We start from the raw sequence: 26,755 nt of genomic DNA on the forward strand, positions 1-26,755 counted from the left end.
AGGCGCGACATCCTCCCTGACGAATGAGCGGCCCGGCCGCGGGCGGATCGTCTTGGCCGATCAGGTGGGGCCTGGCGGGTCGATCTGAGCGGGCTTCCGCCGTCGTGGGCCGGCGTCGACGAAACCGGCCAGCCATCGCGCCGAGGGGACGGCGTCGATGAAGACGGCCTTGACCAGGAGGCTGAGCGGGATGGCGAGCACCGCGCCGAGCGGACCGAGAACCCAGGACCAGAACGCCACCGAGGCCACGGTCACGGTCATGGACATCCCGACCGCGTCGCCCACCACCTTCGCCGGCAGGAAGGTCGTCACGATCGAGTTCAGGACCGTGTAGACGACGATCACCAGCAGCATGCTCTGCCAACCCTGGGTCAGCAGCGCCAGCAAGGCCGGCGGCACCAAACCGATGAGGAAGCCGACGTACGGGATGAAGTTGCACACCGCCGCCAGCAGCCCCCAGAGGAATGCCAGCGGAATCCCCAGGATCAGCAGGAAGGCCGTGTCCAGGGTGCCGACGACGATCGCGAACACTCCCGTGATGGCCACGTACCGCCGGGTGTTGGCGACGAAGGCGGCGAGCGCCCCGGCCAGCCGGGGATGGTCCTCCCGCAGCGCGACGGACCGGCCGTTGATCTGGGCGGACTCGATACCGACGAACAGCAGCAGGCTGTAGACGAGAACCAGGCTCGCGGCGGTTCCCACCAGCGAGGGGATGTGCGCCGTGAGCCAGCCGGCCACAACCGGCAGATCGATGCCGCGGACGATCTCGCGAATCTGCGCCGGGCCGACACCGAGCGTGGTCAGGAACTCGGACAGGTCGCGCCGGGTAGCGGCGGCTTCGGCGAAGTAGCGCGGCAGGACCGCGGCCAGCCGAGCGATCGCGTACACGATGATCGCCGCCAGCGCGAGCAGGACCCCGAAGATCGACAGCATCAAGGCCGCCAGCGCCAGGACCGCCGGAACTCCGCGCCGCACCAGCGAGGTGTGCACCGGGTAAACCAGAATGACGATCACCAGCGCGAACGCCGCCGGAGTGACCAGCCAGGCCAACTCGCGCAGACCCAGCACGGTGATCACGATTCCGCCGAGAACCACGAAGGCGGTGACGGAACGCGGCACCTTGAACCCCGTTGATTCCACACCAGGCTCCTTAATGTCGCGGCTTAATGTCGCGGCGACTTGATGGCGCGGATCTCTCCTGAGCCGTCGCTGAGCAATCTAGCGGCAACCCGGTGCGACGTGGGCACCTGCGGCGCCGCTCGCACCGGCCGTGGTCAGGACGATCTCACCCCCCACGGGTGAGCCCCCGTGCGGCGGATGTAGGCCAGAATGCGAGAGCACTCGGCGTCTCGGAGGAGCAATGGCCGTCCGCTGTTCGGGCTGCGCTCGCCGGGCCGCCCTGCTGCTGGCGGGTCTCGTCGCCGCCCTCATCTTGGACGGGCCGGCCAATGGCGCGGAGCCATCCGACCCGGCTTCCGCTTCCGTTTCTGCTTCCGCTTCCCCTTCCGCCTCCGCTTCCGCTTCCCCTTCCGCCTCCGCTTCCCCTTCCGCCTCCGCTTCTGCTTCCCCTTCTGCTTCCGCGTCGGTCTCCGTTTCCGCGTCCACCCAGCCTCCGCCCAGCACGTCACCACCGCCCTCCCCGACGCCCGCCCCGGCGCCGGATTCGGCGGGGTCCCCCGCGGCGGCGCGGTCCGGCATCGCGGTGTCCACACTGCTCGCGGCGCTGGGTGCGCTGCTGGCCGCGGGCGTGTTCGCGCTGGCGATCCGCCGCCGAACAGCGCGTGGCACCCGCCGCGAGACGGGCCCGCTGCCGCCGCAGCCGGATGTCTCCCGATCGCTCGTGCCCTTCCTCGTGGCCCTGGGGCAGGCGCTCATCGACGGCGGTGAGCCGGTGTCCTCGGTCCAGCAGATCCTGGGCCGGGTGGCGGCGGTCAACGGCGTTCCGGATGCCGAAGTCGTCGTTCTGGCGACGGCGTTGTTCGTCACCGCACCCACGTTGGGCACGGTGCAGACCGCGGTGGCGCCCGCCGGCACCGAGCAGCTTCGGCTGGAGCAGATGGACGCCCTGCACCGGCTTGTTCGGTCGGCGGAACGCGGCCAGGTCCGGCCGGCGGACGGGCTCGGTGAGCTCAACCGGATCCGCCGCATGCCGACGGCGTTCGGGCCGGCGGTCCGGGTCGCCGGCTATGTCCTGCTGTCGGCGGGGCTCGCGCTGGTTCTGCGAGCGGACTGGCTCGGCCTCTGGGCGGCCGCCGTGCTCGGCGCGGGCGTCGGCCTCCTGCAACTGGCCACGGAACGGGCGCCGGCGCGGTGGCAGCCGTTCCTTCCACCGTTGTACGCGTTCGGCGTGGCGGGCGGGACCTTCGTACTCGTCCGGCTCGCTCCGGGCACGGGAGCGTTGGCGCCGCTGGCCGCGCCGCTGGTGACGTTCCTGCCCGGCGCGCTGCTGACGACGGCGGCGATCGAGCTGGCCACCGGGCAGATGATCTCGGGCGCGGGTCGCCTGGCGTCCGGCAGCATGCGCCTGTTCCTGCTGGCGCTCGGCATCACGAGCGCGGCCGAACTGGTCGGCGCCCCGGTCCAGACCATCATCGGGGTCAGCGCCCAGCCGTTGCCGGTCTGGACGACCTGGCTCGGCGTCGCTCTGTTCGGCACCGGAATCGTGCTGCACCACTGCGCCCGCCTGGCCTCCCTCGGGTGGCTGCTGCTGGTGCTCTACATCGCGTACGCGGGGCAGGTCATCGGCGGGTTCTTCCTGGGCGGTGTGCTGTCGGCCTTCGTCGGAGCGGTGCTCATGACCCCCGTCGCCCGGCTGGTGGCGCGCGCGCCGAACGGACCACCGGCGCCGGTCAGCGTCCTGCCCGCCTTCTGGCTTCTGGTGCCGGGAGCGCTCGGCCTGCTCGGCGTGACCAAGTACCTCGGCGCCGACCCGCTGGACGGCCTGAACACCCTGCTGTCCACCGCGGCGACGATGGTCGCCGTCGCACTCGGTGTGCTGCTGGGCAGCGAGATCCGGTGGACAGCCCGCCAGGGCCAGGTCGCCAACGGCGGGGAGCGGGCTCACTTGGCGAAGAAGGCCAAGTGATTGCCGTCTGGATCGGGCAGAACGAAGACTCGGCGGCCTGCCTGGTCCTTGTGGGGTTCGTCGCGCGGCGTGAAGCCGTTGGCCAGCACGAAACCGTAGGCGTCATCGATGTTGTCGACCTTGAGGTAGAGGGTGCCAGCGGCCTCGGCTGCGGTGTGCGCCTCGGTGGAGAAGGTCAGCCAGAACCAATTGACGTAGCAGGTGTACTCGTGGTCGGTGCGTTTGCCCGGACGGAAGCCGAGGGACTCGTAGAACGCGGCGGTCCTCTCCAGATCGCTGCTGGGGTAGACGAGGCCGGAAATGCTGCCGATCTTCATGACGTGCTCCTTTCTCCTACTCCTTTGTCGGATGCCGTCGTGCATGTGTGACAGCGATGCCTCGCCGGCACCGCCGCGGCCATTCGGCTGATTGCGGTCGGGAAACCCAATGGGAACTGTGGAGGGACCGCAACGAGGCGGCTTGAGAGGGGCATCGCGTGGGACTTACCAGACGCACGATCCTCAGGGGCGCGCTCGGCGCGGCCGGGTTCACCGTCGCCGGAGCCGTGGATCCGCTTTCTCAGCGAGCCGCGTCCGCACACGTCAGCTCAGGCGCGGGAACGACGTTGGCACGCACCATCGTCCGGGGCGCGGCCGGCGCCGGCGGCTACGCTCCGTTGACTGCCGCGGCCGGCGAGCCTTTCCTGTTCCGTGGGGACCTGGCCGGCGTGTCCCGCCATGCCTGCCGCCGCCGGCGGGTGCTGACCTGCTTCGCGCAGCTCACCGACGTACATGTGATGGATGTGCAGTCGCCGGCCCGGTTCGAATATCTCGATCAGTACAGCGCCATTCCCGGCCTGTCGGATCTCGGAAGCGCCTACCGTCCACAGGAGATGCTGAGCGCACAGGTGGCGGATGCGATGGTGGCTCAGTTGCGCCGGGTGCGCCGCGGCCCGGCGACCGGCGCGCCGGTGCGGTTCGCCGTGGTCACCGGCGACAACACCGACAACTGCCAGTTCAACGAGCTGCGCTGGTACATCGACCTGCTCGACGGCGGCACGATCCGGCCGGACTCCGGGGACACCGGGCGGTACGAGGGCGTGATGGACGACGTGGCGCCGGACCCCTACTTCTGGCATCCGGAGAGCGGGTTCGGCGTGCCCACCGCGGCGTACGGATTCCCCCGGACGCCCGGCCTGCTCGATGCCGCGCGCGCGCCGTTCCGGTCGGCCGGTCTGGATCGGCCGTGGTACGCCGTCTACGGCAACCACGACGGCCTGGTCCAGGGCAACATACCCGGCATCGACCTGCTACGACAGATTGCGACCGGCCCGGTGAAACTGACCAGCCTGCCGCCGTCGATCCTGGCGGCGCCGCTTCCGGCGCAGGTGCAGTTCATCGCGGGGCTGCTGCGGCTGGATCCGGCCGCGGTGGCGAAGCAGCTGGCCGAGGGAGGCCGACGATTCGTCACTCCCGATGCCCAACGGCGGATCGTGGACCGCGGCATCACCATCGAGGAGCATTTCAAGACCACCGGCGGCCCGGTCGGGCACGGATTCACCGCCGCGAACCTGGCCGCCGGCACGGCCTACTACACCTTCAACCGAGGGCCGGTACGGGGCATCGTGCTGGACACCGTCACCAGTAGCGGCGGTTCCGAAGGATCGATGGATCCGGTGCAGTTCGCCTGGCTGGAGGCGCAGTTGCAGGCGGCGAGCAACCAGTGGCTGGCCCCGTCGGGCGAGGTCGTGCGCCGCCGCGGCGGCACGGACCAGTACATCATGATCTTCAGCCATCACACCATCGAGACGATGACCAACGTGTCCGACGGCAGCGGCCGGCTCGGCGGCCCGCAGGTGCGGGACCTGCTGCTGCGATACCCGAACGTGATCGCCTGGGTCAATGGGCATACCCACCGCAACCAGGTGTCGTCGCATGCCCGCCCGTCCGAGGCGGCCATCGGCGGCGGCTTCTGGGAAATCAACACCGCAGCACACATCGACTGGCCGCAGCAGTCCAGGATCGTCGAGCTGGCCGACAACCTGGACGACACCCTGTCGATCTTCTGCACGATCATCGATCACACCGGCCCGATCTCCCGGGGCAGCCGGCTGACCGAGACGGCCTCGCTGGCCTCGCTGTCCCGCGAACTAGCCGCCAACGACGTGCCGAACCGGACGGACGCCCGCCGCGGCGACCTCGTGGACCGCAACGTGGAACTGCTCGTGCCAAACCCCATCTCCGCGCACAGCCGGCATCGCGTCCCGGTCGCCGCGATGAGCGGGAGCTGACCGGCAGGAGTGTGGGCGCATCGCCGGCCCGGCGAAAGAGCATGCGGCGCCCGGAGGGCGAACCCCGGGCGCCGCACGACGGCTCAGAACAGCCAGGGCCACCAGCTGCCGGTACTGAAACCGGTCGACCACTGGTAATCCGTGCAGGTCGTCGTCGTCGCGAACCGCTGGTCGTCGAAGATCGCGATGACACCCGCGTTGTAGGTACCGAGCCCCCAGCCGATCCCGGTGACCTTCATTCCTGGGTTCTGCGCGACCACCTGGGCGAAGGTCAGCGTGGCCGGCCCTCCGGCCGTCTGCGGGAGCCCGTTGATCGTGGTGGAGCTGGTCCAGAGCGGGCCGGTCATCACGTTCCACTCGGTGCGGACGTGACGCTGCGGGTTACCGGTGCCGAGCGTCATGAGGTAGTAGTACGGCTCGTAGACGAGCACGCCGTCGCCCTGCTGGGTGCGCACGTAGATGTGGTACGCGGGCAGCGCGGCGTCGTTGACGATGTTGTTGTTGCCGGCCCCGGTGTCGAGCTTCATCGTCTCGTAGTTCATCTCGGTGACCGAACTGGCCGACACCGGCAGCAGGAAGTTCGCCCGCCACGACACCTTGTCCGCGTTCGTGGACTGCGCCGTGGTCAGCTTGATCCCGTCCGCCTGCAGGGTCGCCGTCGCGCTGCCGACCTTCTGCACGCCGCTCGTCGAGGTGTGCTTGTCGACCCCGCAGGGCCGGTGCGACGAGGCGCTGGCCGGCTGAGCGCTGACGGCCAGCGCACCCATCGCGATCATGGTCAGCCCGGCAGCAGCGATCCGCCGTACCCGGACTCGTGATTTGACATTATTGAAAGTCATGCCCAAAAAGTACCGCTTTCGCCGTTTTTCCCAGCGATGTCGCGGCGTTTAAGTCCCTCGATCGAATTACACTTGCATTCTGCATTCGCGACGGGAGGCCGACCGATTACCGGGCCGTCGGACAGGTGCCCACGCTAAGCAACGACAATGCCGAAACCACAAGACCGCAACCGGCGGGCAGAAGACCATTCGGATTCAGGCCACTCAACGCGGAGACCGTCGCCAACTGCGTCTGAATGCCGCCGGTAACGGAGAACATGCGCGTCACGCTGGCGGCCGGCTGCCAACCGCCACCGCCGCTCTGCGTCGCCACCACCGCGCACACGCCGCCCGCAAGTAGCGTCACGGCCGGCCCCGCGACGGCGCACACGGCCGGCGTCACACTGACGAAAGTGACCGGCAGACCGGAGGAGGCCACCGCCGGCAGCGTTCGAACGCCTTCGGTCAGCGCCGCGTCCGCAGGTTGCGGGAACGTGATCACCTGCGCAGCCGACTGCACCGGTGCGACAACCGCCGGTTGCACTACCACCGCAGCCGCCGGGTCCGCAGGCGTCACCACCGCAGCCGCCGGGTCCGCAGGTGTCACCACCGCAGCCGCCGGGCCCGCAGGCGTCACCACCGCCGGCGTCACCACCGCAGGCGTCACCACCGTCGGCTGAACGACAGCGGGAATCGTCGGAATGACCTGGGGCACCGTCGCCGGGTCCGCAGGCGCCACCACCGCCGGCTGCGTAACAGCCGGAACCGTCGGAATGACCTGCGGCGCCACCGCCGCCGGATCCGTGACCGACGGCACCAGGACGGCGCCACCTCCCGCAGGTGTGATCCACACCTGCGGCGAGCCGGTCGAGTCGAGACCGACCGTACCGCCCGCCGGGACCAGGCTCGACCCGCCTGCGCCACCGCCGTACGCCCCGCCTCCGCCGCCGCCGTACCAGCCGCCGCCTCCACCGCCACCGCCGACGTTCCGGTCGATGAGGTGTCCGCCGGCACCACCGGCGCCGAAGCGGCCCGCGCCGCCGTCCGTCGCACGCTCGTCGTCGCACGGATCGGTTCCGCCGGCGCCGCCCGCGGTCAGGGTGCCTGGGCCCGCCTCCTCCGGGGAGCCGCACTCGTACCGCAATCCGGGTTGTCCGGCGTCTCCGCCGGCGACGTCGCCTCCGCCGCCACCGCCGGCCGCCACGACGACTCGTGATTGCAGGTCGACCGACGTGCGGATGTCGGAGGCTCCGCCCCCGCCGGCGGCGAATTTGCCATTCGCCCGGCCGCCACCATTGACACCGCCGGAACGCGTCCGGCTGGCCGACTGATCGGGGCCGTTCCCGCCCACGTAGACCTGAAGCACGGTGCCCGGCGTCACGGCCAGCGGCGCGTCCGCGACGGCACCGTGACCGCCGGCCATGCGGCCGCTACCGCCCCGCCCGCCGACCATGTGCACGAACACGCTCGCTACACCGGCCGGCACGAGGTAGCCGTACGGTCCGCCCGCTCTGGTGAAGACCGCACCTCCGGGCGCTTCCGCACGCTGCGTGACCCCTTCGGGCAGGGACGAAGCGGCCCTCACCGGCCCCTCCACACCGATACCGGCGACAAGAGCACAGGCCACGGCGGCGCCGAGCCGCAGTCGACGGCCTTGGCTCAAAAATGTATTCTGCATCCTATTTCCCTTGTTGCGTGAACCCCCATTACGGGACTAAACGCGAAAAGGGATCAAGCAGATACTCCGCGGCCCCGAATCGGCCGGAGATGATTACCGACGCCAATCTCCACAACCGATCGAGGCAGGTGGACAGGCGGCCTCGGGAAAGTTCGGCTCGGTTCCGGGACACCGCGATCGTCAATCGGACGCGGTCGATCAGCCGGCGGGCGTCGCCGTCGCGGACCGGCACCGACCGCACCGTACGGATGCCTCGCACGATCGACTCAACCGCGAGCCGATAGCCGCCACCGGGTCGGCGCATGCGCCTCCGAAGAGCGGGAGGATCCCGTTGGGGATCCTTTTGCGTGCCCGGGGCGGGTCACCCAAAACACCTCAACCGCCGTCCGCGCCAAGATCAGCCGGCCAGCTCGTCATTCGAGACCGATTCGTCCTGGCATCTCGGAGATAGAGGCGCCTATCGGGGTAGACCGCGCGTGCATATCCGTGCGAATGGTGTTTGCATGGGAATTGTGATAATACGTCCGTACTCGAACCCAAGTGGAGCTGAGGTTACGGCATACGAACTCTTCGATCATTGCGTAGGGCTGTGACCTGGAACTCCCTCTGGCTGGCGAAGGTCCGACTGGGCTGCCGCCCCCGAGCGAACCCGTTCGAGGTGCTGCTCCTGGCGCCAGCTGACGATCATGTTGGTCAGGAGCGCCACGAACTGGGCTCGCTGTTCCGGCGTGAAGGTGTGGTATTCGGCGCGGTCGGGTGAGCTCGGGCAGGGGGTGGCCCGGCCACGACCACGGGGGTTGGATTTTGCGTTTGACCACATGGCCTTCGTAAGCCGTTCGGGCTGGGACGGGGCGTGAAGGGCGAAATCCGATCGGCCATCGCGGTGGCCTGGCCAATCGGAGGGGTTGACTCCCTCGGCGCGGCTCGACCCCGCCGGTGAGCGCTCGGTCACTGCCGGAGAAATGCGTCGCGAGATGTCCATGCCGGCGGTGGTTCAGAAGTGCCCGCGGGGATGGATCGCTGGTCGCCGACGCCGTCGACCTGGCGTTTTCAGCACCATTCAGAGTCCTCTAAGCTGTATTCGGTCGGCGACTGCCCGGCACCTCGGACGCCCTGCGGCTGCGCTCGAGCTGGGCGCGGCGGCCAGAGGTCAAGGAGGACCATGGCTACGCTCGGGGTTGCCTGTACATCGTCGTGTGCCTACCTCGCGGTCGCGGACGGGGAATCCGTTCTGGAGGGCAAACCGGAGCGGCTTGCGTTTCGCGACGGTTTGTCCGATGCCGATCGTCTGGTGGAGTTCGGCAAGGACGTCGTCCGTGCTCTGCGCGACGCCGCGGCGTCTGAGGTTGTGGTTCTGCGGGCTGTTTCTAACTACTCGGACACGCACACCGGATGGACCGATCGCTTGGCGATGGAGACGTTGATACGGCTGGAATGCGCGAAGGCGGGCGTGCCGTGCCGGTACCTGTCGCAGCAGGCCGTGAAGGGCGCGCTCGGGCTTACCGGACGTGGCGGCTTGGCGAAGCTCGGTAAGGGCAGGGTCGCCCGGAGCGGCAAATTCTGGGGCGATGGGCGCGGTGTCGCCGCGCTCGCTGCCGTCGCTGGGGAACAGCGAGCCTGAGGTGATCCACGGTGATCGGCTCGACAAGCCGACCTATTCCTTTCTCCAGACACTGCCCGGGGGTTCGGTCGGCGAGGTCCGGCTCGTCTGGCACGAGCCGCTTCAGCGGATGCTGGTACAGAAGACGATTGACCTGCTCGGGCTCGAGGACGCCGTCGCCTACCGGGAGCCGAGGCTGCTCGATCGAGTCGAACACGATCACGTCGTCAGGATCCGTGATGCCCAACCGGACCGCGACATCCAGCATGGCCTGACTCTCGTGATGGACTATCTGGCCGGCGGGAGCGTGGACGGCGCTCTGCAAGACGGTCATCGTTTCGGGGTCCGCCGGGCGCTGGCCCTTGCGGGGCACATTCTCGACGCACTCGACCATCTGCACGCGAAGCATGGGTTTCTGCATCGTGACGTCAAGCCGGGAAACGTGCTGCTTGACGAGGAGCGGGTGACGGCTTATCTCGGGGATCTTGGGTCGGCCGCGCCGTTGTCGGAGGGTGATCGAACGTGCGAGGCGCACGGCGGTACCTTGCTCTATCGGCCCCCGGAGTACGGGACCGGCATCTTGGACGTGCGGTCAGACATCTACAGCCTCGGGGTGACCCTTCTGGAGATGATCCGCGGGTCGTTTCCGTACGAGAAAATGGACCCCCTGGAGATGGAAGAACGGCTGGGGAGGGGGCGTCGCGCCTTCCCGGATCGCTTTGCGGAGTTTCCACCGTGCGTCAACGAACAAGTACGTCGCGCTGTGCGAGCGCTCATCTCGCAGAATCAGTCGTCGCGGCCGGCCACGGCGATGGACGCACTCCGTCGGCTCCAGCAGTGCAAAACCATCGATTGGAAGGTGTCCGGACCGCGCGACAATGCGCCAGACCAGTGGGAGGGGGCTGGGTTGCCTGGCCGCGACGGGAAGGTTCGTTCCTACCGGGTTGAGACCGTGTCCCTTGCGGGCGGTCCCAACCGTGGGCGCCTCCGTGTCAAGTCCCTCTATCGAGACAGGGACGGCGGAAACTGGCGGCGCCTGACCCCTGACTCTGTGGCTGATCTCGATGATCGGGACGCTCTGGACCGCGCCTTCGCCGCGGCGGACAAGGATGCCTTCCAGCGCTGAGCGGCCCAAAAAAGCAGGTCCGCCTCCGCCGGATGTCGGCGCAGGAATTCACGCCGCGCGGAAGCGACTGATGCCGCGTTTAGCTCCCAGCCTGCGGACGCCCCGGACCCGGCCGCTATCACCAAGCCTTGTGATGTGAGCGAGCGCAGAGCCCGCTCTGCCCCTACAACTCGTACGCCCACGTGCGGGTCTGGCCGAGTGGCGGCCCCGTCGAGCGGATCGGCCAATCCGGCCTCATCGGCTCTTTCACGTAGCTCAAGTAGGGCACGGTGCAGTGGCCATGCCGGATCCACCGGCGCTCGAGTGACTGGGCCGCTGGCGAGCATGGCAAAGATGGCGCCGGCTAAACCGGTCGGCAAGGGTTGAGGGAGAAGATCGGACGAAGGCATCAGTCCGGGTTGAGCCATACCAATCCCTCCCGACTCGCTACCCACAGTGATGGACATGACATGCTGTTGTTACCGCTCGCAGGTACCAGCATGCAGTATCCGTGCCTCTGCCACCAGATTCCTACCCCGAGGTAAACGGGTTACGCACGTGCTCGAACGCCGGGTGCAGGGCCTGCGACCTGGAGGTTCCTCTGGCAGGCGAGCGTCATGTGAGCCCGCCGCGCAGGCCTACTCGAGGTGTTGCGCTTGTCGGGAGTTGACGATCATGTCGGTCAGGATCGCGACGAACTGCGACCCGTCGCTTCGCTCCGGGGCGAACGCCAGGGCTCGTCTGCAGTCGTTGGCTGGCGGGTCCCATAGTCCTACGCGTTAGTTCGGGAACGTCGCTGACATCATCTCTGCAGTCTTCGTGTAACTGAGACTTGTCATCGTCGCTCTTCTACTCACTCTCATTGCGGCTGCGATTGCCGGCACGATGAGTAATTTAGTTTGCGGAACGCTGGAACTTCCCATGGAACTTCTACTGTCGTCTCCGGTCTGACTCCGGAGAAATTAGAACTAACCTCTGGAACTCCCGTTGAAACTAACCCTGCGTACAAACCTGGTCTTATTGCCGTGGTTCTTCCTAGTTATTTCCCTACACCGCTCACCAGTAAATATCCGTCACGGCGACCGAGAGTATTCGCAGGTCAGAGTAGTTCTGGGCGACGGTGCCACACCGTCCGGACTGCCCGGAAGCAGGCGGCGATAGGCGCGCTGCCGCTTACTCAAGAATGCTGCTACGCTGTGTAAGGAAGCGCAATTACGGCGACCCCGTAGTGGGTCGCAGCGCTCAGGAAAGGAGGTGAGAGATGGCTTACGAGATGTGGCAAACGGTCCGGTTCGCCCTGAGAAGCAATGCCCGGACCGCCCGCCTTGCGATTCTGATGTCGATCGCGCTGATCGCCATCATCCTCGTCTACTAAAGTACACGAATTTCGACGTCTTCGCAGTTCAGATGAGCTGCGAAGACGTCGGCCCCTTCTCGACGGTGGACGGTTCCCGCCACGCCAAGCCCCGCCTCGACGCGTGGCCGTAGGCGTCGAACAGCGACATCCCGTCCGGGACCAGCAGCCACCGTCCGACCGGATCCACCTCGCCGGCAACCCCCAGCCGCCCTGCAACGACGGCGGGCAGGTCGGCCGAGGCGAGGTGCGGCATCACCTGCCGGCCGAACACCAGTCGCTCCTCGCCCGTGCCGTCTTGCCAGGGCACCGTGGCTGCACGTGTTGACGAAACCCGTTACCTCACATGCCTCCCGACGTCGAGTCGGACGACATCCGTGCAGCTCGCGGAGGTGTACGCGGCAACCGGCCGACTGTCTCATGCCGAATGGATGATCAGAACCTACGCCGACCCTGTGAGAACGCCGATGTGGCGGTCTTCGAACGGCCGATCTGAGTTCGAACACCGCGTCGAGCTGCAGATTACGGCGTTCGTACGCATTGCCCGGCAGGCCCGCCTCTGCAGGCAACCTCGACGACGCCGTTTCGGTGGCGTCGGCGACCGTTCTGGCCAGGGTGCGGGTACTCGCCGCCGTCGCTGACGATCTCGCGTCCGACAGCCCAGTCCTGGCCACCGAGATCGCCCTCCGCGAGGAGAGAACGGCCCGGACTATCGAGCTTATCCAACACCGCGACAGCGCGCTCGAACATCTCGCACTGAGCTTGGCGCGGGTAGCTTCCGGCATGGGCCCAGACTGTCGCCGAGTCGATTCCCGACCCGGCCAAGCGGCAACAGGCTCTGGCGAATCTGGCGAGGAATCTGGCGTTCACCGGCAGTGCCGACATTGCCGAGCGTGTTGCTAGAGCCTTTCCGCGAAGGGCCCCGTCGCGTGGCGGATCTCGCCAGCGTTGCCTCGCTGCTTGTCGAGCGTGCCGATCCGGCCAGCGCATCGAACTTCATCCGCCTCGTCGAAGGTCTTGCATCCTCGGTGACTAGCCCGCAGGAACGCTCCGAGGTTATGGCAGAACCTCGCACGGGCGCTCGCTCGCGATCAGCCGGATCGGGCGCTCGTGATGGCAAGAGCCGCCGGTCGGTTTGGCCTAGGTGGACGCCACCCGGTGCTGAACGTCGCCGCTGTCATCGCCCGGGTCGACGCGCCTGGCGCCATGGAAATCGCCCGAGAGCGTCCGAATAGGAATCTTGGATTTGGGGCCGAATGGATTGCCGCAGCTATGGTCAGAGGCGGGTTTCTGAACGAGACCCAAATGTTCGCCAAGGGCCTCCCGAATAACGTGATGCGTAATTCTACCATCACGGAACTGGCCACTCTCCTGATGAATCTGGGCCATTTCGACTGGGCGAAGGACTAACAGCATCCCTCGACGAGACACCTGAAGGAGTGATAGTTGCCCTCGTCGAGAAATACGCGGCGCACGGGGACCTCGCCAGAGCCCACGCGCATGTTGAAAGAATTCACGGCCCGTCGTACCTTACGACCGCTCTCGAAGCATTGGTTGAAGCTGCCGCGAGGACCCGAGACGAGGAGCTGTGCCGACATCCGATCCGGCAGACGAAAACGGTGCTGCACAACCACGCCCCGGCATCAGATCGAGTCAGCAAGTTGACCGCCCTCGTCCCCTTCGCTGCTTTCGATCAATCGCTCGCCGCCGGCTTGCTCGAAACTGCCCAGACCGCCGCCAAGCAGATTTCAATGCTCACGGCTCACACGTTCGCTATACAGTCGATCGCCCGAGCCCACCTCAAGTTGGGCAACACAGCCAGCGCCGAAGAAGTCGTCGACACGATCGCCGCACACGATCTGCGGGCACAAACGTTGGCGAGGATAGCCGCCGACGCCCCGGCTAACCTGCGTCGCGGCATGCTTACTCGTGCTCTTGCGCTCGGACACTGGGAGGTGTCGATCAACGAGCTAGGATGACAGGACTCGGCCGAGCTTCTCGCCGTTGCCGAAGAAGCCATTCGAATGGTCACAGCAGGCCGAGCCTTGCACGGGAGCAAGGACATAGACCGCTGGCTCAGTATCCCGGAGCGGGACTCATGGCGGCCTGGACTGGTTTCCTACGTTCGCCTCAGGCTGTAAGAACTACGGCGTAACGGTGGAGGCGACCAGACAAGGGAGACGTACTGAACGACGTCCCACCGAACTCCGCGCGCGATCCGCGATCGTGACGTCGCCTGGCACACGCCTGCTCGCCGACGAACGAGCCTGCTTACGTATCCACCTGCTGCTCGATCGCTGTCTCGTAGAAGGCGTCTGCGAGTGCCATGACGACGGCGTTGATGGCAGGGCCGTCGCTGAAGAAGTAGTCGGCCATGGTGTTGTGGGCCTCCTGGTTGTCGGCCACCGCCTCAGTGACCGCCGCCTGGAAGTCCTGCGATTCCATGAACTGCTTCTTCGAGTTCACCTTGGCCTGGTTGACCAGGTCCGGGTAGGTGAGCAGCCGCTGCACCAGTCCGTACACGAACTCACGGACCTGGGACGCGGTGAAGGACTCGGCGCCGAAGAGGTCGTTCATCTTGTCGATGACGATCTGCAGTGCGACGTACTTCGGCTCCTTGCGGGTGCCGGTGCCGGCGGCGCCGATGCCCTTGAGCTCGCCGTCACCAGTTAGCGAGATGTCGACGGCGGTCGCCTTGTTGTGCTTGACCCCGACCAGGACAACGTCGGAGAGATCGACCTCTGCGCCCCAAGATGTGTCGGCGATGACCTTCTCGAGAAGCCGCAGGAAGATTGACAGTTCCTCCATGTACGGGTCGCCGTAGTCGACGATCTGGCTCATGAAGTCGTAGAGCCTGACGTAGGTGGAGACGTCCTTGCGGAACAGGTCGAGGGTGTTGAGCGTGACCTTGTCGTCGGCTTCGATTGCCGCGGCGTACCGGCGGGCGAACTCCTTTTTGGCCGGGCTGATCGCAGCGGACAGCGCGTTGTTGCCCTTGCGGGTGACCCACAGTTCGGCGACCTGGCGCACCTGTTCCGGCGTGTAGATCCCGGCCTGGGCGAGCTTGTTGGAGAGGTGGACCACGATGTACAGGTCGGTCTCGGTCTCCAGCGTCGCGTTGGTGAAGTAGGGCTCGAACGCGGCCCGGATGTCCTCCGGCTTGTTCACGAAGTCGATGACGAACGTCTTGCGCTTTTGCTCCCCACCTGCGGTGCGGTGAGTGCGGTTGAGTCGGGACAGCGTCTGTACGGCAGTGACCCCGGAGAGCTTCTTGTCGACGTACATCGCCGAGAGCAGGGGCTGGTCGAACCCGGTCTGGAACTTGTTGGCGACCAGCATGATCTTGTACGTCGTGCCCTTGAAGGCGGCGGCCAGGTCTGAGCCGGCGCCGGGGTTGAGGTTGGCCTCGGTGAACTCGTCGTCTTTGCTCGGCTGCGGTCCCCAGTCCGAAACCCACTCCTCGTTCTCGTCCATGGTCACTGAGCCGGAGAAGGCGACCAGGGTGCGGTAGTTGTACGAGGGATCCACGGCAGCCTGTTTGGTGATGTAGGCGTCGAGCGCCTTCTTGTACTTCACCGCACCCTTGCGCGAGTCGGTCACCACCATCGCCTTCGCCTTGCCGTCCAGCAGGTAGGCGACGTTGGCGTGGAAATGCTCGACGATGATTTGCACCTTCTGGCTGATGTTGGTCGGGTGCAGTTTCACCCACCGCATCAGCCCTTTGCGCGCCGCGGACTCCTCCACCTCGCCGCCGTCACCGGTTTCCGCCTTGCCGGCGATCTTCAGCGCAGTGTCGTACGACTGGTAGCCCCTGAGCACGTCGAGGATGTAGCCCTCGTCGATCGCCTGCCGCATCGAGTAGAGGTGGAACTCGACCGGCTTCCCGTCAGGACCTTTGCGGCCGAACAGCTCCAGGGTCTTGTTCTTCGGTGTTGCCGTGAACGCGAAGTACGAGATGTTCTCCGACTCGGCCCGCTCGGCCATCTCCGCGGCCAAGATCGCCTCGACATCGACCTCACCGCCCTCCTCGATTTCCTTGATCTCCTCCGCGGTCAGCACAGCTTTGAGCTTGGAGGAGATCTGCCCGGACTGCGACGAGTGCGCCTCGTCGGCGATCAGCGCGAACCGCTTGCCCTTCAGACCCTTGTCGGCGCGGATCTCGCCGAGGGCGAACGGGAAGGTCTGCACCGTCACCGCGATGATCAGCTCCCCGTTCTTCAACGCGGTCGCCAGCAGCCCAGATTTGGACTTGGCCCCCGCCTTGCGGACGTCCTCGGGGCTGATCGTGGCCACGATCTTCCCCGAGCCGTCGATCTGCCGGATCGCTTCCTGGAGCTGCCCGTCGAGGACGTTACGGTCCACGACCACGATGACCGAGTCGAAGACTTTCTCGTCGTTCACGTGCAGTCGCGCCAGCCGGTGCGCGGTCCAGGCGATGGTGTTCGTCTTTCCTGACCCTGCGGAGTGCTCGATCAGGTAGCGATGTCCCACCCCCTCCTCCCGCACTGCGGCGACGAGGTTTGTCACGGCCTCCCACTGGTGGAACCGCGGGAAAAGCATGCTCGTACGCCGAACCGAGTTTCCGGTCGCGACATCCCACTCCTCCTTGGTCTCCACGATCATTAGCCGGCCGATGATGGTGAGCCAGGCGTCTTTCTGCCAGACCCGCTCCCACAGGTACGCCGTCGCCGACTGCCCGTCCTCGGCCGGCGGATTCCCCGCACCCTTCTCGTGGCCCATGTTGAACGGCAGGAAGTGGGTCTTCTCGCCCTCCAACTTGGTGGTCATCGCGGCCAAGTCGTTGGAGACCGCGAAGTGCACCAGCGCCCGGTGCCCGAACGACAACAGCGGCTCCGGCCGACCGTTGGTCAGCGGATGCCGGTTCTTGCGGTACTGGTTGATCGCCTCATCGACAGACTGAGTGAAGTCGGTCTTCAACTCGACGGTGGCCACCGGGAGCCCGTTGACGAAGAAGACCAGGTCGATGCTGCGCTGGTCAGCGGTGGAGAAGTGCACCTGTCGCATCACCCGCACCCGCATCGCCGCGTACTGCTCGTTGGTGGTCGCGTTCAGGCTGGTCTCGGGGCGGAACTGCGCCATCTTCAACCGGCCACCACCGATGTACTGCACCCCGTTGCGCAGGATGTTCAGCGTCCCACCACCATGCTCGAGAGGCTTGTCGAGCGCCGTGGTCAGCACGTCGAGGAACTTCGCCTGCGTCCCCGCCGCCTTCAACGCCTTCTCGTACGCAGCCTGCTGGGTCTCCTGCAGCCAGGCGAACAGGTCCTCGGGGAAGAGCGCACGCTCCCGGTCGTACCCGGTGTAATCGGCGGAGTAGAGCCACCCGTGGGACTCCAGGTATGCGCAGATCTCGGACTCGAAGACAACCTCGTTGTGATCGGCCATCACGCCATCTCCCACACGTCGATCTGCCCCGTCGCCGCCGCCGTAATCAGCGCAGCGCGACGCTCACGGGCGATCTCGATGAACCGCACAGTCTCGGCGATCAGCGCGTCGATCTTTGCGGTCTGCTCGTCGAGGTAGACCGCGACGGACCGCTGCTCGTTGGGCGACGGGAAACGAAGTTCGATCTCCCTCAGCTTCTCGCCGGTGAGGTGAACGAATGAGACCGACCCGTAGTGATTGGCGTAGTAGGCGGACTCGTAGAGGCGGAGCATCGACCAGTACACGAACCGCCCATCGGCCTGTGATCCGACTCGCAGGCGGTTCACGGTCTTCTGGAACGCGATCCCTGGTGCCGACTTGAACATGAACCCTGGACGCCCGACCGTGGCGCCACCCTCGATTAGGAGGACGTCGCCCGCGCGTAGGTCGAACACCTGCATCTCTGCGTCTGCGAACGGCATCTCGTTGAGGTCCACGAGGTTTACAGAGCCATCCGCACGAACATCTGCTGCCCGTACGTACGGCCGCGGCTGGTCTCCGTCGCGGACCGCACGACCCGCGTCGAGCATCTTCCCCAGACTGGTCTCACCAATGTGCTTTATCCGGCGACGAACCCATGAGTCGGTCGGTGCCAAGGCGGATGAGATGACGGCTCTCCGCCTTTCGCGGAGCATATCGATTAGGTGCTGCTGCTCCTCGATGAGCGTGTCGATGCGGCCGGTCTCGCGGTCAAGGTAGTCGGCTATGGCACGCTGCTCAGGCAGTTGAGGCAGCAACAACGGTCCGTCAGCCAACTCCTCCCGGTTGACTTTTGGCATCTTTACACGCATCGACATCGCGGTGGCGAAGTCGTGGAACGGCTTAGCAGACATGAAGTAGCGAGCGAATCGCGTGTCGAGCCTGTCTGACAGAGAAATTGCGTACATGTCCGCGCTGCAAAGGCAGTCCTCGCCAGCGATTGCCACCTTGTTCAGAGCTGGGCGGATCTTGGAATAGAGGATTTGGCCGGCGGTGGCCACATATTTTCCGCTGTCAGCACCTTGGTCCGCTGCGGTCTCCCGCCCTAGGAGTCGACCGGTGCCCGACTCGATGTGATTCGGGGCAATCAGCACCATGCCTGACCACGGCTCCGCTCGGGGATCGACCTGGCCACCGCTGATGACTACCTCGTAGCGGAAGCGGGACTCAACCCAGTCCTCCGGAATCCTGCCGAGCCAAGGCGAAGCCGAGTTCGTATATGCCCGTTTCAACCTTCAACCTCCCGCAGCAGATCGAGGATCTTGGCGACCTGCTTCTCCAAGTCGGCGTCGATCTCGGCAAGGGGTCGGGGCGGGACGTACTTGTAAAAGTGGCGGGTGAAGGGGATCTCGTAGCCGGTTTTGAGCTTTGTCCAGTCAATCCAGGCGTCCGGGACGTGCAGCTTCACCTCGGCGTCGAAGTACGCCTGGATGACTTCGACCTTGCCGGCCACACCGGCGGTCGAGCCGCCGTAGGTGAAAGGGACGTTCTCGGTGTCGCGCTTTTTCGGGTCCGGCTTGGGCTTGCCCTTGCTGTCGACCACTGGGTTGCCAGACTCATCGAGGAAGGGGCGCTCGACGGTGATGGTCCAGTAGCCGAACTCGTCGTTACGCAGCACCTTGGAGTGGTCCGGATCGGCGTCGGTGAAGTGGGCGTACAACTGGACGACCTTGGCACGGTCCCCCTCGCTGAGTTCACGATTCTTGGCGCCGAGGTTCTTGCGCATCTTGGTCCAGAACGACGAACCGTCGATGAGCTGGACCCGGCCCATGCGTTCGGGGTGCTTGGTGTTGTCGAGTATCCAGATGTAGGTGGCGATGCCGGTGTTGAAGAACATGTTGGTCGGCAGCGCGACGATGGCATCGACAAGGTCGTTCTCCAGCAGCCATTTGCGGATGTTGGAGGGCCCGGACTCGGCGGCGCCGTTGAAGAGCGGCGAGCCGTTCATCACGATGCCGACCCGGCCGCCGCCGTCCTCCGGGGCGCGCATCTTGTGGGCCAGGTGGAGCAGGAAGAGCATCTGCCCGTCCGAAGTCGCCGGGAGGCCGGGGGCGAACCGGCCGTAGGGACCGGCTTCATTGCGCTCTTTCGTTACCGCCTTGGCGTACTGCTTCCAGTCGACGCCATAGGGCGGGTTAGACATGCAGAAGTCGAACTGGCGGCCCTTGAACGCATCATCGGTAAGGGTGTTGCCGAAGGCGATGTTGGTCGCGTCGTGGCCCTTGGCCAACAGGTCGGACTTACAGATCGCGTAGGACTGTGGGTTGTATTCCTGGCCGTACAGGCTCAGTTTCGCGTCGGGATTCTGTGCGAGGAGGTGCTCTTCGGCCAGGGCGAGCATGCCGCCGGTGCCCGCGGTGGGGTCGTATAGCGTGCGGACGATGCCGGCCTCGGTCAGGTCAGCGTCCTTCTCCGCGAAGAGCAAGTCAACGAGCAACCTGATCGCATCTCGCGGGGTGTAATGGTCTCCAGAGGTTTCGTTCGCGGCCTCGTTGAACTTGCGGATGATGTACTCGAACGCATCGCCCATGTCGGCGTTGGAGACGACGTCAGGATGCAGGTCGACTGCCTTGAAAGACGTGATCACCTCGCGCAGCAGTTCCGCCTTCTCGAGGCCGAGGATTTCCTTCTTGAACTCGAAGTACTGGAACACGTCGACATCGGGCGAGAACCGGTCGATGTAGTCGGCTAGGTTGTCCGCCAGCCCGTCGGCGTCAGTCAGCAGGTTGGCGAAGGAGTAGTTCGAGGTGTTGTAGAACGGCCGGCCGGTCGCCTTCTTGACCTCAATTCTGAGCCGGTTGGGGTTGTCATACTTCGCCGCCAGCGCGCGCACTGCCTCGCGGTCAGGCTCCAGGATGCAGTCGAGGCGTCGCAGGATCGTGAGCGGGAGGATCACATTCCCGTATTGGTTGGGACGGTAGGGGCCCCGAAGCTGGTCGGCGATCGACCAGATGAAACTACCGAGCGCGCTCACTAGGCTCCTTACCAGGGTTACTCGACAACAGGTGCTGGACGCCCAGCGTAAGCCGTGCGCCGCGCGCGCAGATACGCCCACAATCTGCAGCGCGCGGGCGTCTTCAGGACATCATCGCGTACCCGGACACCCGCGTACCACAAGGTCGGCAGGAGCGGCGGTTCGCGAGTCGAGTTGCAGGTCGAGGCGCATGTAACTCCACCGTCCGTGTCGGTCGCCGGAAGAAAATCGACCGTGACGAGCGGACGCCACTCGCCGGCCGGTGACCTGGTGATGGTTTGGGCATAAATCACTCCGGTGGCCGACTGCAGCTGAGCGGGATCGATTGCTTTCGATCTTGGGCCGCACGAACCGCATTGGTCAGCGCGTCTAGGTGTGAGCAGTGCTCGATGATCTCCCGGTCTAATTCAGTGAGGTCGCCGTAGGCTCCGAGGAACGCTTTCTCCAGGTCCGGGCGTTTCGACCAAGATCGGGTGGCGAGTCGTACCAAATCTCGGGCCGCAAGATCAAAGCGCGAGTGCTCGAAGTCAATAACGGAAATCTCGATCTTGAACGGCGGGCCTGACGGCACTTCGGGGTCCTTGAACTGCGCAGGTTCGCTACCGGTCAGGTACAGCACGTTGCGCGGCGTGAAGTCGAGATGGCATGGAACGGCCGGTAGCGGCCCAAGCCCGACAAGGTCGCGCAGGTGTGCGCGGATCTCGGCGCGTCGTTGAGCGCTGAAGAGTCCGTTGCCCAACGCCAGCCAGCACTCGCCGCGTTCGCCCAGCCAAGCCGTCATCTCGGGTTCAATTCTTGGTGGTGCGGCGTTGTGGAGTAGCCGCAGGGCTTCACCGCTTTGCCGGTGTGCCTCTCGTTCCGCCCACGACGGAAGTTTAGAGTCGGCGAGCGGGCGCCCCGGTAGGGCAGTCACCACCATCGCCGGTGGATCGTCGTTGACGGCGACAAGTGTGGGTGCTCTGGCACCGAGGACAGGCGTCCATCGCTGATAGGCGTGAACCTCTTGGCGGTGCCGATCCTGGTCACGATGGCGTTTGACGATCACTTCCCCGGCGCTCGTGGCGGCTCGCAGGACGGCGGAGCTGTTGTGACCGGCGTGGAGAGCGACGGGCCGGGCGTCAGGATCGACCAGGCGCTGGCAGATCGTCAGCAGCCGTTCGGTGGGATCACTCACGGCTAGTGCTCGTTGAGGTGCCAGGTGTCATTGTGGGCGGCGAGCATCCACACATGTCTGTCGAATCGGTTGACATGCAGTTGCCAGCGCGTGATGGAGGCATGGCTAGTGACGAAGCCGAGGCCGAGGCGTACGGCAGGTCCTAGTTCAAAAAGCAGCACGTGAGCGGCTTCGATGGTTTCGCCGTGCGCAACGACCAGTATGCGACGTCCGGCATGTTGGTCAAGGATCTGCCGTAGCGCGCTCGTCGCTCGTTCGAGGTACTGGTTCCACGTTTCCGAGCCGGCCGCGTACGGCTGGTTGGGGTTGTGCTGCGGTGGCCCGCCGAACGCCGTCTTGACGTCGTGCCAGCTCTGTCCGTCGGCGTTGCCGTGGTCGGGGCCGCGTATCTCGTCAACAACGGTGATGGGAAGGGCCAGCTCCCCGCTGATCATTTCACTGGTTTCACGGACGCGACGGCGTGGCGAGCCGTAGGCGACGGCGAACGGTCGGACGGCGTGTTCGCTGGCCAGCCGGGCGGCCAGTTGATGAACTTGCTCGCGCCCGTACGGGCTGAGCCCGGTGCAGCCGCGCTCACCACCCACGATTCCGGCGGTGTTGTTGTTCGCTTCGCCGTGACGGACGAGGACGAGTTCGGTGGTGACGGCCACGGGATGCTCCTTCAGGCGGGACGGACTGCGGGTGCCGGCCATGGGCGGACGTGTGGCCACAGGTGGCGGTAACCGTTGCGGTGCAGATACCGGGCGGTGAGCTGGTGATGAATCTCGGCATAGCTAGCTAGCTGGGCGAACGAGCACGAGCTGGCCGGGCCTCCGCAGCTGTGCGTCGCGGTGTTGTAGGCGGTCAATGCGCTTGCGACTTGCGCTTCTGGCAGGAAACCGAGGGTCATGGCCACGGACACGATGAGTTTCGCGAGGTCGTATCCGAACGGGGCGAGGGTGAGGTCGTCGAAGTCGACGATGGCCGGTCCGGCCGCGGTGATAATGAAGTTGCGTAAGTTGGCGTCCTTGTACAACGCCGTAGGTGCGCCGTTCCAGGCGCCCGTCAGCCCGGCGATGACCCCGCCGCGACCGGTCAGGAAATCCGCGATGCGCAGGCCGGTCACCGATTCGAAGGGCCGATCGAGGTGTGCGGCGTGTAATTCCCGGGCGTAGGCGCTGCCGTGCAGCCGTCCAAGCACGGCGGCCAGGTCCGGAAGGTCTTCGTGGTCAGGCATGCGGCCGTCAAGACGGTCAAGAACGAGGTGTGTCGCGGTGCTCGGATGCAGTTGCGGAAGCAGTACGTCGCAGTTGAGGTGGTGGAGCCAGCGCCAGTGAGCTTGGGCGGCGCTCCCGCGTGCGGGATCGGTGTAGCGCTTAGTGAACGCCGCTCGGCTCATGGCCTGTCCGCGACCAGGTACGTCACGGTGGACGTGGCGGTCAGGCCGATGGCCGGTATGGCGTGCTCCAGGCGGTCCGTGAGTCTTGCCGGATTGTCTGCGACATCGGGTGCGAACTGGTATTTAGGGCACGTCGTCGCGTATTCGGCGAGGTGGTAGGCGTCTTGGAACGTGAAGGTGTGGTGCTGGTCGAGTCGGCGGCGTAACCGGAGTCCGGCCGCTCTCAGGACGGTCTCGGCGTTGTCGCTATGGAAGGTCTGGTAGAGGCTGGGCCTGCTGGCGGCCTCGGAGTCCAGGCCACTGGCGGCGACGATCTCGTCTATCTCGTGGTAGCTGCCGGTCGCCTTGGTAGTGATGATCAGCGATCCGTTTGGGCTGACGTGCCGGGCGACCGCGGCGAGTGCGGCTTGCGGGTGTGGTGAGTGGTAAAGGCAGAACGCCATGACGGCCAGGTCGAGGTCGTGCAGCTCGTTCGGCAATCGGTGGAAGTCGGCGGTGACGAGGTGCGCCTGGCGATGGTGGGCGCGTAGCCGATCGCCGACGACGGCCAGCAGGGCCGGTGATTGGTCAACGGCGATGATGGCGGCTCTGGGGTACCGGCGGGCTAGCCGGAGGGTGGTGCTGCCGCGCCCGCAGCCGATGTCGGCCACCCGTACGGGGGTGGGCTGGGCGGCGATGGCCAGCGCGGCGATGGTTTCGGTGGCGTCGGCGCCGCTGGTCTTGGCGCGGTGCAGGACGGTGGTGCGTTGCTCGAGCCGTTCGGCGTCGGCGTAGAGGACGCCGCGGATGACGGCGGTGTCGGTGAAGGGGGTGGTGGAGGTGAGCAAGTTCGCCTCCTCGGGTCGGGTCACGTCGAGGTGCTGGCATCGAGCTGGCGTAGGAATCGGTTGGCCTGTCGGCGGCTGGTCAGCCGGATGTAGCGGGCGTGCTGGGCGTGTTCGGCGAGCAGGTCGGTGACGCGGGGGCGCATGGATCGCCGGTAGCCGAGGATGTATTTGATGAAGGACCAGGTGATGCGGTCGTAGACGCCGTCGGTGTGTTGACCGCCGCGGTAGCGCCACCGGCGTTGCGCGATGCCCCACAGGCAGGTCCGGGCGGGGAGGTCGAGGAAGATGACGGTGTCGGCGCGGGCGAGCCGGATCGGCAGGGTGGAGGCGTAGTTGCCTTCGATGAGCCACCGGTCGGCGGCGACGAGTTCCCGTTGGAGCTCGGCGAACTTCTCCGCCGGTGTCGGATTCCACTGATCGTCGTAATAGAGGGCGTCGAGGTTGGTGACGGCAAGACCAAGGCGCTCGGCGAGGCGGCGGGACAGGACGGTCTTGCCGGAGCCGCCGCAGCCGATGATGGCGATTTTGTCCATGGCGGGCGACGTTAGTCCGGGCGCGGCGCCCGACGGGGTAGGCGGCTCCGTCATCGGTGAACACCTCCCCGGACGAGTTGGGTGATCTCCCAGTCGATGACGTCCAGCTGCCGCGAAAGCCGAAAAGGGTTCAGCCGTGCGAGACATTCGGCCAGGAGATGGGTGTGCTCGTCGGTGCCGGCGATCGCGGTCAGGCGGTGAATCGTCTCGGCAGCCGCGGCCCCGTCGGTGATGTGCAGTTCGGGTGGGGTGAACATGGCGGCGTCCCGGATGTGCATGGGAGTCAGGGGGGCGCATCCGGCCAGGACGGCCTCGAAGATCCGTTGCGTCATGTGCCCGACGCTCGCGTACCGCTCGGGCAGCAGCAGCATGGTGGTAAGCGTGCGGCGGTAGAGGCGGTCCACCTCCGCGAACGGGATGCGGCCGTGGAAGTTGATATGTGGCCACCGTTGTGTGCGGGTCCACTTACCGGCGACCAGGTGGTGATGCTCGGCGGCAGCGGGAGCGAAGTATCGGTCGAACGCGTGGTCACGGTCGTACTGGTTGCCGACGTAGACCAGCGGCAGATCCCGGTGTGCAGCGGTCCAGGTTCGGGGGTTGGCGCGCTCAAGCGTCGTGTTGGCGATGGGAAAGAGCAAGGTCGACGCGCCGGGCGAGGGATGCAGGGCTGGTTCGCAGACCGCGACGTTCCCGATCTTTCGGAGGGGATCGGTTGCCGCCAGTTGCCGGTCTTTGTCCCACAGCAGGGTCCGTACGCCGGCGGCGGTGTAGTGGTCGAGCAGTTGCTGCTGCCGGTGCAGGTCGCAGGTGTGTCCGGGGGTGCCGCAGGCGGTGGTGTTGCGGCCGGGGATCGGCCACCGCCACTCCAGGAACAGCGCATCCATGTCCGATAGGCCGGTGGTGTCCCAATGGTAGGTGCCGGTCAGGTCGAGGCCGGCCTCGTCGCGGTCGCGGTTGGCTTGCAGGAATACGAGGTGGTGGCCGCGTTCGCGTAGGCCGTCGATCAGGGACCGGCGGTGGCTGCGTCCGCCATCCGGGGTGTCGGTGATGCCGTGGCCGAGGAAGCCCCAGAAGCTGTAGCCGATCAGCATGTGGTCACCCACCAGCCTTCGATCATCAGCGCGTCGAGGCCGCTTTCGGTCAGGCAGTCCAAGGCCATGTCGGGGGTGCCGCAGATCGGTTTGCCTTTGATGTTGAGTGAGGTGTTGATCAGCACGGGGTGACCGGTGAGGGCCTGGAACTCGGTCAGCACGTCGGCGAGGAACGGGTTGACGTCAGCGGTGACGGTTTGCACCCGGGCGGTGCCGTTGACGTGCACGATCGTCGGGAGGTCGTGGCGGGTTCGGGCGGTCACGCCGGACGCGATCGACATGTACGGGGTCGTTTGAGGCAGGGTGAAGTAGTCGGCTGCCGCGCCGGCGAGCACGACGGGGGCGAACGGACGGAACGGCTCCCGGAACTTGACGGTGGCGTTGAGGCGTTCGATGACGTCGGGCAGCAGCGGTGACGCCAGGATCGACCGGTTGCCCAGCGCCCGCGGCCCGGCCTCGAGCGCACCGTGGAAGAGTCCTACCGTCAGGCCTTCGGCGAGTTTCATCGCGAGGTGTTTGGCCGGCGCCGCCGGACGGGAGGCGGTCAACCCTGGGTGTTCCGGCAGCGTGAGGGTCGGGTGGGCGGGGCCGAGGTAGCAGCGGCCTGCTACGCCGGCGGCGAGCTGGCGGCTGGTGTCGAGTTGGGCGGCGAGCGCGGCGCCGATGGCGGTGCCTGAGTCTCCCGGGGCCGGCGGCACGTGAACCTCGTCGAAGATGCCGGCCTCCACGATCTTGCCGACGGCGACGCAGTTCGCGGCGACACCGCCGCCCAGGCAGAGCAGCCGTAAACCGGTTACCGCGCGGGCTCGGCGGGCCAGGTGGACCATGACTTCTTCGGTGCGTTCCTGCAGCGCGGCGGCCAGGTCGGCATGCACGGGTTGGATGTCGGCGGCCGGGTCGCGGGTGGGGCAGGTCGCCGCCGCGAAATCCGCGCCGATTCGAGGGAATCCGCTGGTGAGCACCCGCAGCGGGAACCAGCGCGGGGCGAGGGTGAATCCGCGATCCGTCAGTGGGATCGCTTCGCGCATCAAGCGGCGGAACCGGGCCGGGTCGCCTAGCGCGGCCAGGGCCATGACGGTGCCTTCTTCATCACCGCGACGCCAGCCCAGGTGTTCGGTGACCGCGCCGTAGGCGTAGCCGAGCGAGGCCGGGTCGTTGATGTCTTCCGTGATCACAGTCCGGCAGCCGCCGCCGCTCAGCCGCAGCCCGCTGCCGATCGTGGTGGTCTGCACCTCGCCGAGGCTGTCGACGACCAGGACGGCAGCGGCGTCGTAGCCGCTGGACGCGAACGCATACAGGCCGTGGGCGCGGTGGTGCAGCACCGGCGTGACCCGGGGGGGGGGGGGAATGCGCCCAAGGCGGCAGAGCGGGGCGGGGGGGGGGGGGGGGGGGGTTGGGGAGGGGTAGGGGTGGGGGTGTGTGGATTTTGGGGTTGGGGGGGAGTG

22 protein-coding genes are annotated in these 26,755 nt (G+C 66.3%); 7 read left to right on the forward strand and 15 right to left on the reverse strand.

Annotated elements, in window-relative coordinates; translation table 11 throughout:
* Positions 1-60: 60 nt before the first annotated feature.
* Positions 61-1,140, reverse strand: a complete 1,080-nt coding sequence (locus tag ACZ6TB_RS22435; RefSeq protein ID WP_465556502.1) for an AI-2E family transporter — start codon at positions 1,138-1,140, stop codon at positions 61-63.
* Between the two features lie 562 nt (positions 1,141-1,702).
* On the opposite strand from ACZ6TB_RS22435, the gene ACZ6TB_RS22440 reads away from it, so the two are divergent.
* The gene (locus tag ACZ6TB_RS22440) at positions 1,703-3,085 is read left to right on the forward strand and encodes a threonine/serine exporter family protein (RefSeq protein WP_465556504.1); all 1,383 of its coding nucleotides are present in this window, start codon (positions 1,703-1,705) and stop codon (positions 3,083-3,085) included.
* Here the strand turns inward: ACZ6TB_RS22440 and ACZ6TB_RS22445 are convergent.
* A complete protein-coding gene (locus ACZ6TB_RS22445; protein ID WP_465556506.1) occupies positions 3,061-3,402 on the reverse strand; it encodes a VOC family protein in 342 nt (113 codons plus the stop codon). The genes ACZ6TB_RS22440 and ACZ6TB_RS22445 overlap by 25 nt on opposite strands.
* 287 nt (positions 3,403-3,689) lie before the next feature.
* On the opposite strand from ACZ6TB_RS22445, the gene ACZ6TB_RS22450 reads away from it, so the two are divergent.
* Positions 3,690-5,354: a TIGR03767 family metallophosphoesterase gene (locus ACZ6TB_RS22450; RefSeq protein ID WP_465556508.1), complete on the forward strand. Its 1,665-nt coding sequence runs from the start codon at positions 3,690-3,692 to the stop codon at positions 5,352-5,354.
* Positions 5,355-5,437: 83 nt separating this feature from the next.
* Here ACZ6TB_RS22450 and ACZ6TB_RS22455 read toward each other — a convergent pair whose 3' ends face one another.
* The gene (locus ACZ6TB_RS22455) at positions 5,438-6,193 is read right to left on the reverse strand and encodes a hypothetical protein (RefSeq protein ID WP_465556510.1); all 756 of its coding nucleotides are present in this window, start codon (positions 6,191-6,193) and stop codon (positions 5,438-5,440) included.
* Positions 6,194-6,299: 106 nt separating this feature from the next.
* The gene (locus ACZ6TB_RS22460; protein ID WP_465556512.1) at positions 6,300-7,850 is read right to left on the reverse strand and encodes a glycine-rich protein; all 1,551 of its coding nucleotides are present in this window, start codon (positions 7,848-7,850) and stop codon (positions 6,300-6,302) included.
* 589 nt (positions 7,851-8,439) lie between these two features.
* Between ACZ6TB_RS22460 and ACZ6TB_RS22465 the strand changes: the two genes are divergently transcribed.
* The 3 genes from ACZ6TB_RS22465 to ACZ6TB_RS22475 all read left to right on the forward strand — a co-directional run bounded on the left by ACZ6TB_RS22465 (position 8,440) and on the right by ACZ6TB_RS22475 (position 10,576).
* Entirely contained in the window at positions 8,440-8,610 is a 171-nt protein-coding gene (locus ACZ6TB_RS22465) for a hypothetical protein (RefSeq protein WP_465556514.1), read from the forward strand.
* A gap of 402 nt (positions 8,611-9,012) precedes the next feature.
* Entirely contained in the window at positions 9,013-9,471 is a 459-nt protein-coding gene (locus ACZ6TB_RS22470) for a hypothetical protein (RefSeq protein WP_465556516.1), read from the forward strand.
* On the forward strand, positions 9,419-10,576 hold the full coding sequence (locus ACZ6TB_RS22475) for a serine/threonine-protein kinase (RefSeq protein ID WP_465556518.1): 1,158 nt from the start codon (positions 9,419-9,421) through the stop codon (positions 10,574-10,576). The genes ACZ6TB_RS22470 and ACZ6TB_RS22475 overlap by 53 nt, the downstream gene beginning before the upstream one ends.
* Before the next feature lie 1,382 nt (positions 10,577-11,958).
* Here the strand turns inward: ACZ6TB_RS22475 and ACZ6TB_RS22480 are convergent.
* Entirely contained in the window at positions 11,959-12,219 is a 261-nt protein-coding gene (locus tag ACZ6TB_RS22480; RefSeq protein WP_465556520.1) for a hypothetical protein, read from the reverse strand.
* Between the two features lie 848 nt (positions 12,220-13,067).
* Here ACZ6TB_RS22480 and ACZ6TB_RS22485 point away from each other — a divergent pair.
* Both ACZ6TB_RS22485 and ACZ6TB_RS22490 read left to right on the forward strand, forming a co-directional pair.
* Positions 13,068-13,319, forward strand: coding sequence for a hypothetical protein (locus tag ACZ6TB_RS22485; protein ID WP_465556522.1), 252 nt, complete (start codon positions 13,068-13,070; stop codon positions 13,317-13,319).
* 251 nt (positions 13,320-13,570) lie between these two features.
* On the forward strand, positions 13,571-13,888 hold the full coding sequence (locus tag ACZ6TB_RS22490) for a hypothetical protein (protein WP_465556524.1): 318 nt from the start codon (positions 13,571-13,573) through the stop codon (positions 13,886-13,888).
* Positions 13,889-14,180: 292 nt separating this feature from the next.
* Here ACZ6TB_RS22490 and ACZ6TB_RS22495 read toward each other — a convergent pair whose 3' ends face one another.
* The 10 genes from ACZ6TB_RS22495 to ACZ6TB_RS22540 form a co-directional block, all read right to left on the reverse strand.
* Positions 14,181-17,315: a type I restriction endonuclease subunit R gene (locus ACZ6TB_RS22495; protein WP_465556526.1), complete on the reverse strand. Its 3,135-nt coding sequence runs from the start codon at positions 17,313-17,315 to the stop codon at positions 14,181-14,183.
* Positions 17,315-18,565 carry a restriction endonuclease subunit S gene (locus ACZ6TB_RS22500; RefSeq protein WP_465556528.1) on the reverse strand — a complete coding sequence of 417 codons (1,251 nt, stop codon included), beginning with the start codon at positions 18,563-18,565 and terminating at the stop codon, positions 17,315-17,317. The genes ACZ6TB_RS22495 and ACZ6TB_RS22500 overlap by 1 nt, the downstream gene beginning before the upstream one ends.
* Positions 18,562-20,307, reverse strand: a complete 1,746-nt coding sequence (locus ACZ6TB_RS22505) for a type I restriction-modification system subunit M (RefSeq protein WP_465556530.1) — start codon at positions 20,305-20,307, stop codon at positions 18,562-18,564. The genes ACZ6TB_RS22500 and ACZ6TB_RS22505 overlap by 4 nt, the downstream gene beginning before the upstream one ends.
* A 289-nt stretch (positions 20,308-20,596) precedes the next feature.
* Complete coding sequence (locus ACZ6TB_RS22510; protein WP_465556532.1) at positions 20,597-21,481, reverse strand: aminoglycoside phosphotransferase family protein; 885 nt, start codon at positions 21,479-21,481, stop codon at positions 20,597-20,599.
* A 2-nt stretch (positions 21,482-21,483) separates the two neighbouring features.
* Positions 21,484-22,131: a histidine phosphatase family protein gene (locus ACZ6TB_RS22515; protein WP_465556534.1), complete on the reverse strand. Its 648-nt coding sequence runs from the start codon at positions 22,129-22,131 to the stop codon at positions 21,484-21,486.
* Between the two features lie 11 nt (positions 22,132-22,142).
* Positions 22,143-22,859 (reverse strand): phosphotransferase, encoded by a 717-nt coding sequence (locus ACZ6TB_RS22520; protein WP_465556536.1) that lies wholly within the window; start codon positions 22,857-22,859, stop codon positions 22,143-22,145.
* A complete protein-coding gene (locus ACZ6TB_RS22525; protein ID WP_465556538.1) occupies positions 22,856-23,686 on the reverse strand; it encodes a class I SAM-dependent methyltransferase in 831 nt (276 codons plus the stop codon). Before ACZ6TB_RS22525 ends, ACZ6TB_RS22520 begins: the two co-directional genes overlap by 4 nt.
* A 20-nt stretch (positions 23,687-23,706) precedes the next feature.
* Entirely contained in the window at positions 23,707-24,219 is a 513-nt protein-coding gene (locus ACZ6TB_RS22530) for a P-loop NTPase family protein (protein WP_465556540.1), read from the reverse strand.
* A 50-nt stretch (positions 24,220-24,269) separates the two neighbouring features.
* Positions 24,270-25,310 carry a hypothetical protein gene (locus ACZ6TB_RS22535; RefSeq protein ID WP_465556542.1) on the reverse strand — a complete coding sequence of 347 codons (1,041 nt, stop codon included), beginning with the start codon at positions 25,308-25,310 and terminating at the stop codon, positions 24,270-24,272.
* On the reverse strand, positions 25,304-26,632 hold the full coding sequence (locus ACZ6TB_RS22540; RefSeq protein ID WP_465556544.1) for a carbamoyltransferase C-terminal domain-containing protein: 1,329 nt from the start codon (positions 26,630-26,632) through the stop codon (positions 25,304-25,306). The genes ACZ6TB_RS22535 and ACZ6TB_RS22540 overlap by 7 nt, the downstream gene beginning before the upstream one ends.
* Positions 26,633-26,755 lie beyond the last annotated feature (123 nt).

The organism is Actinoplanes sp. NPDC051537 (assembly GCF_055586105.1).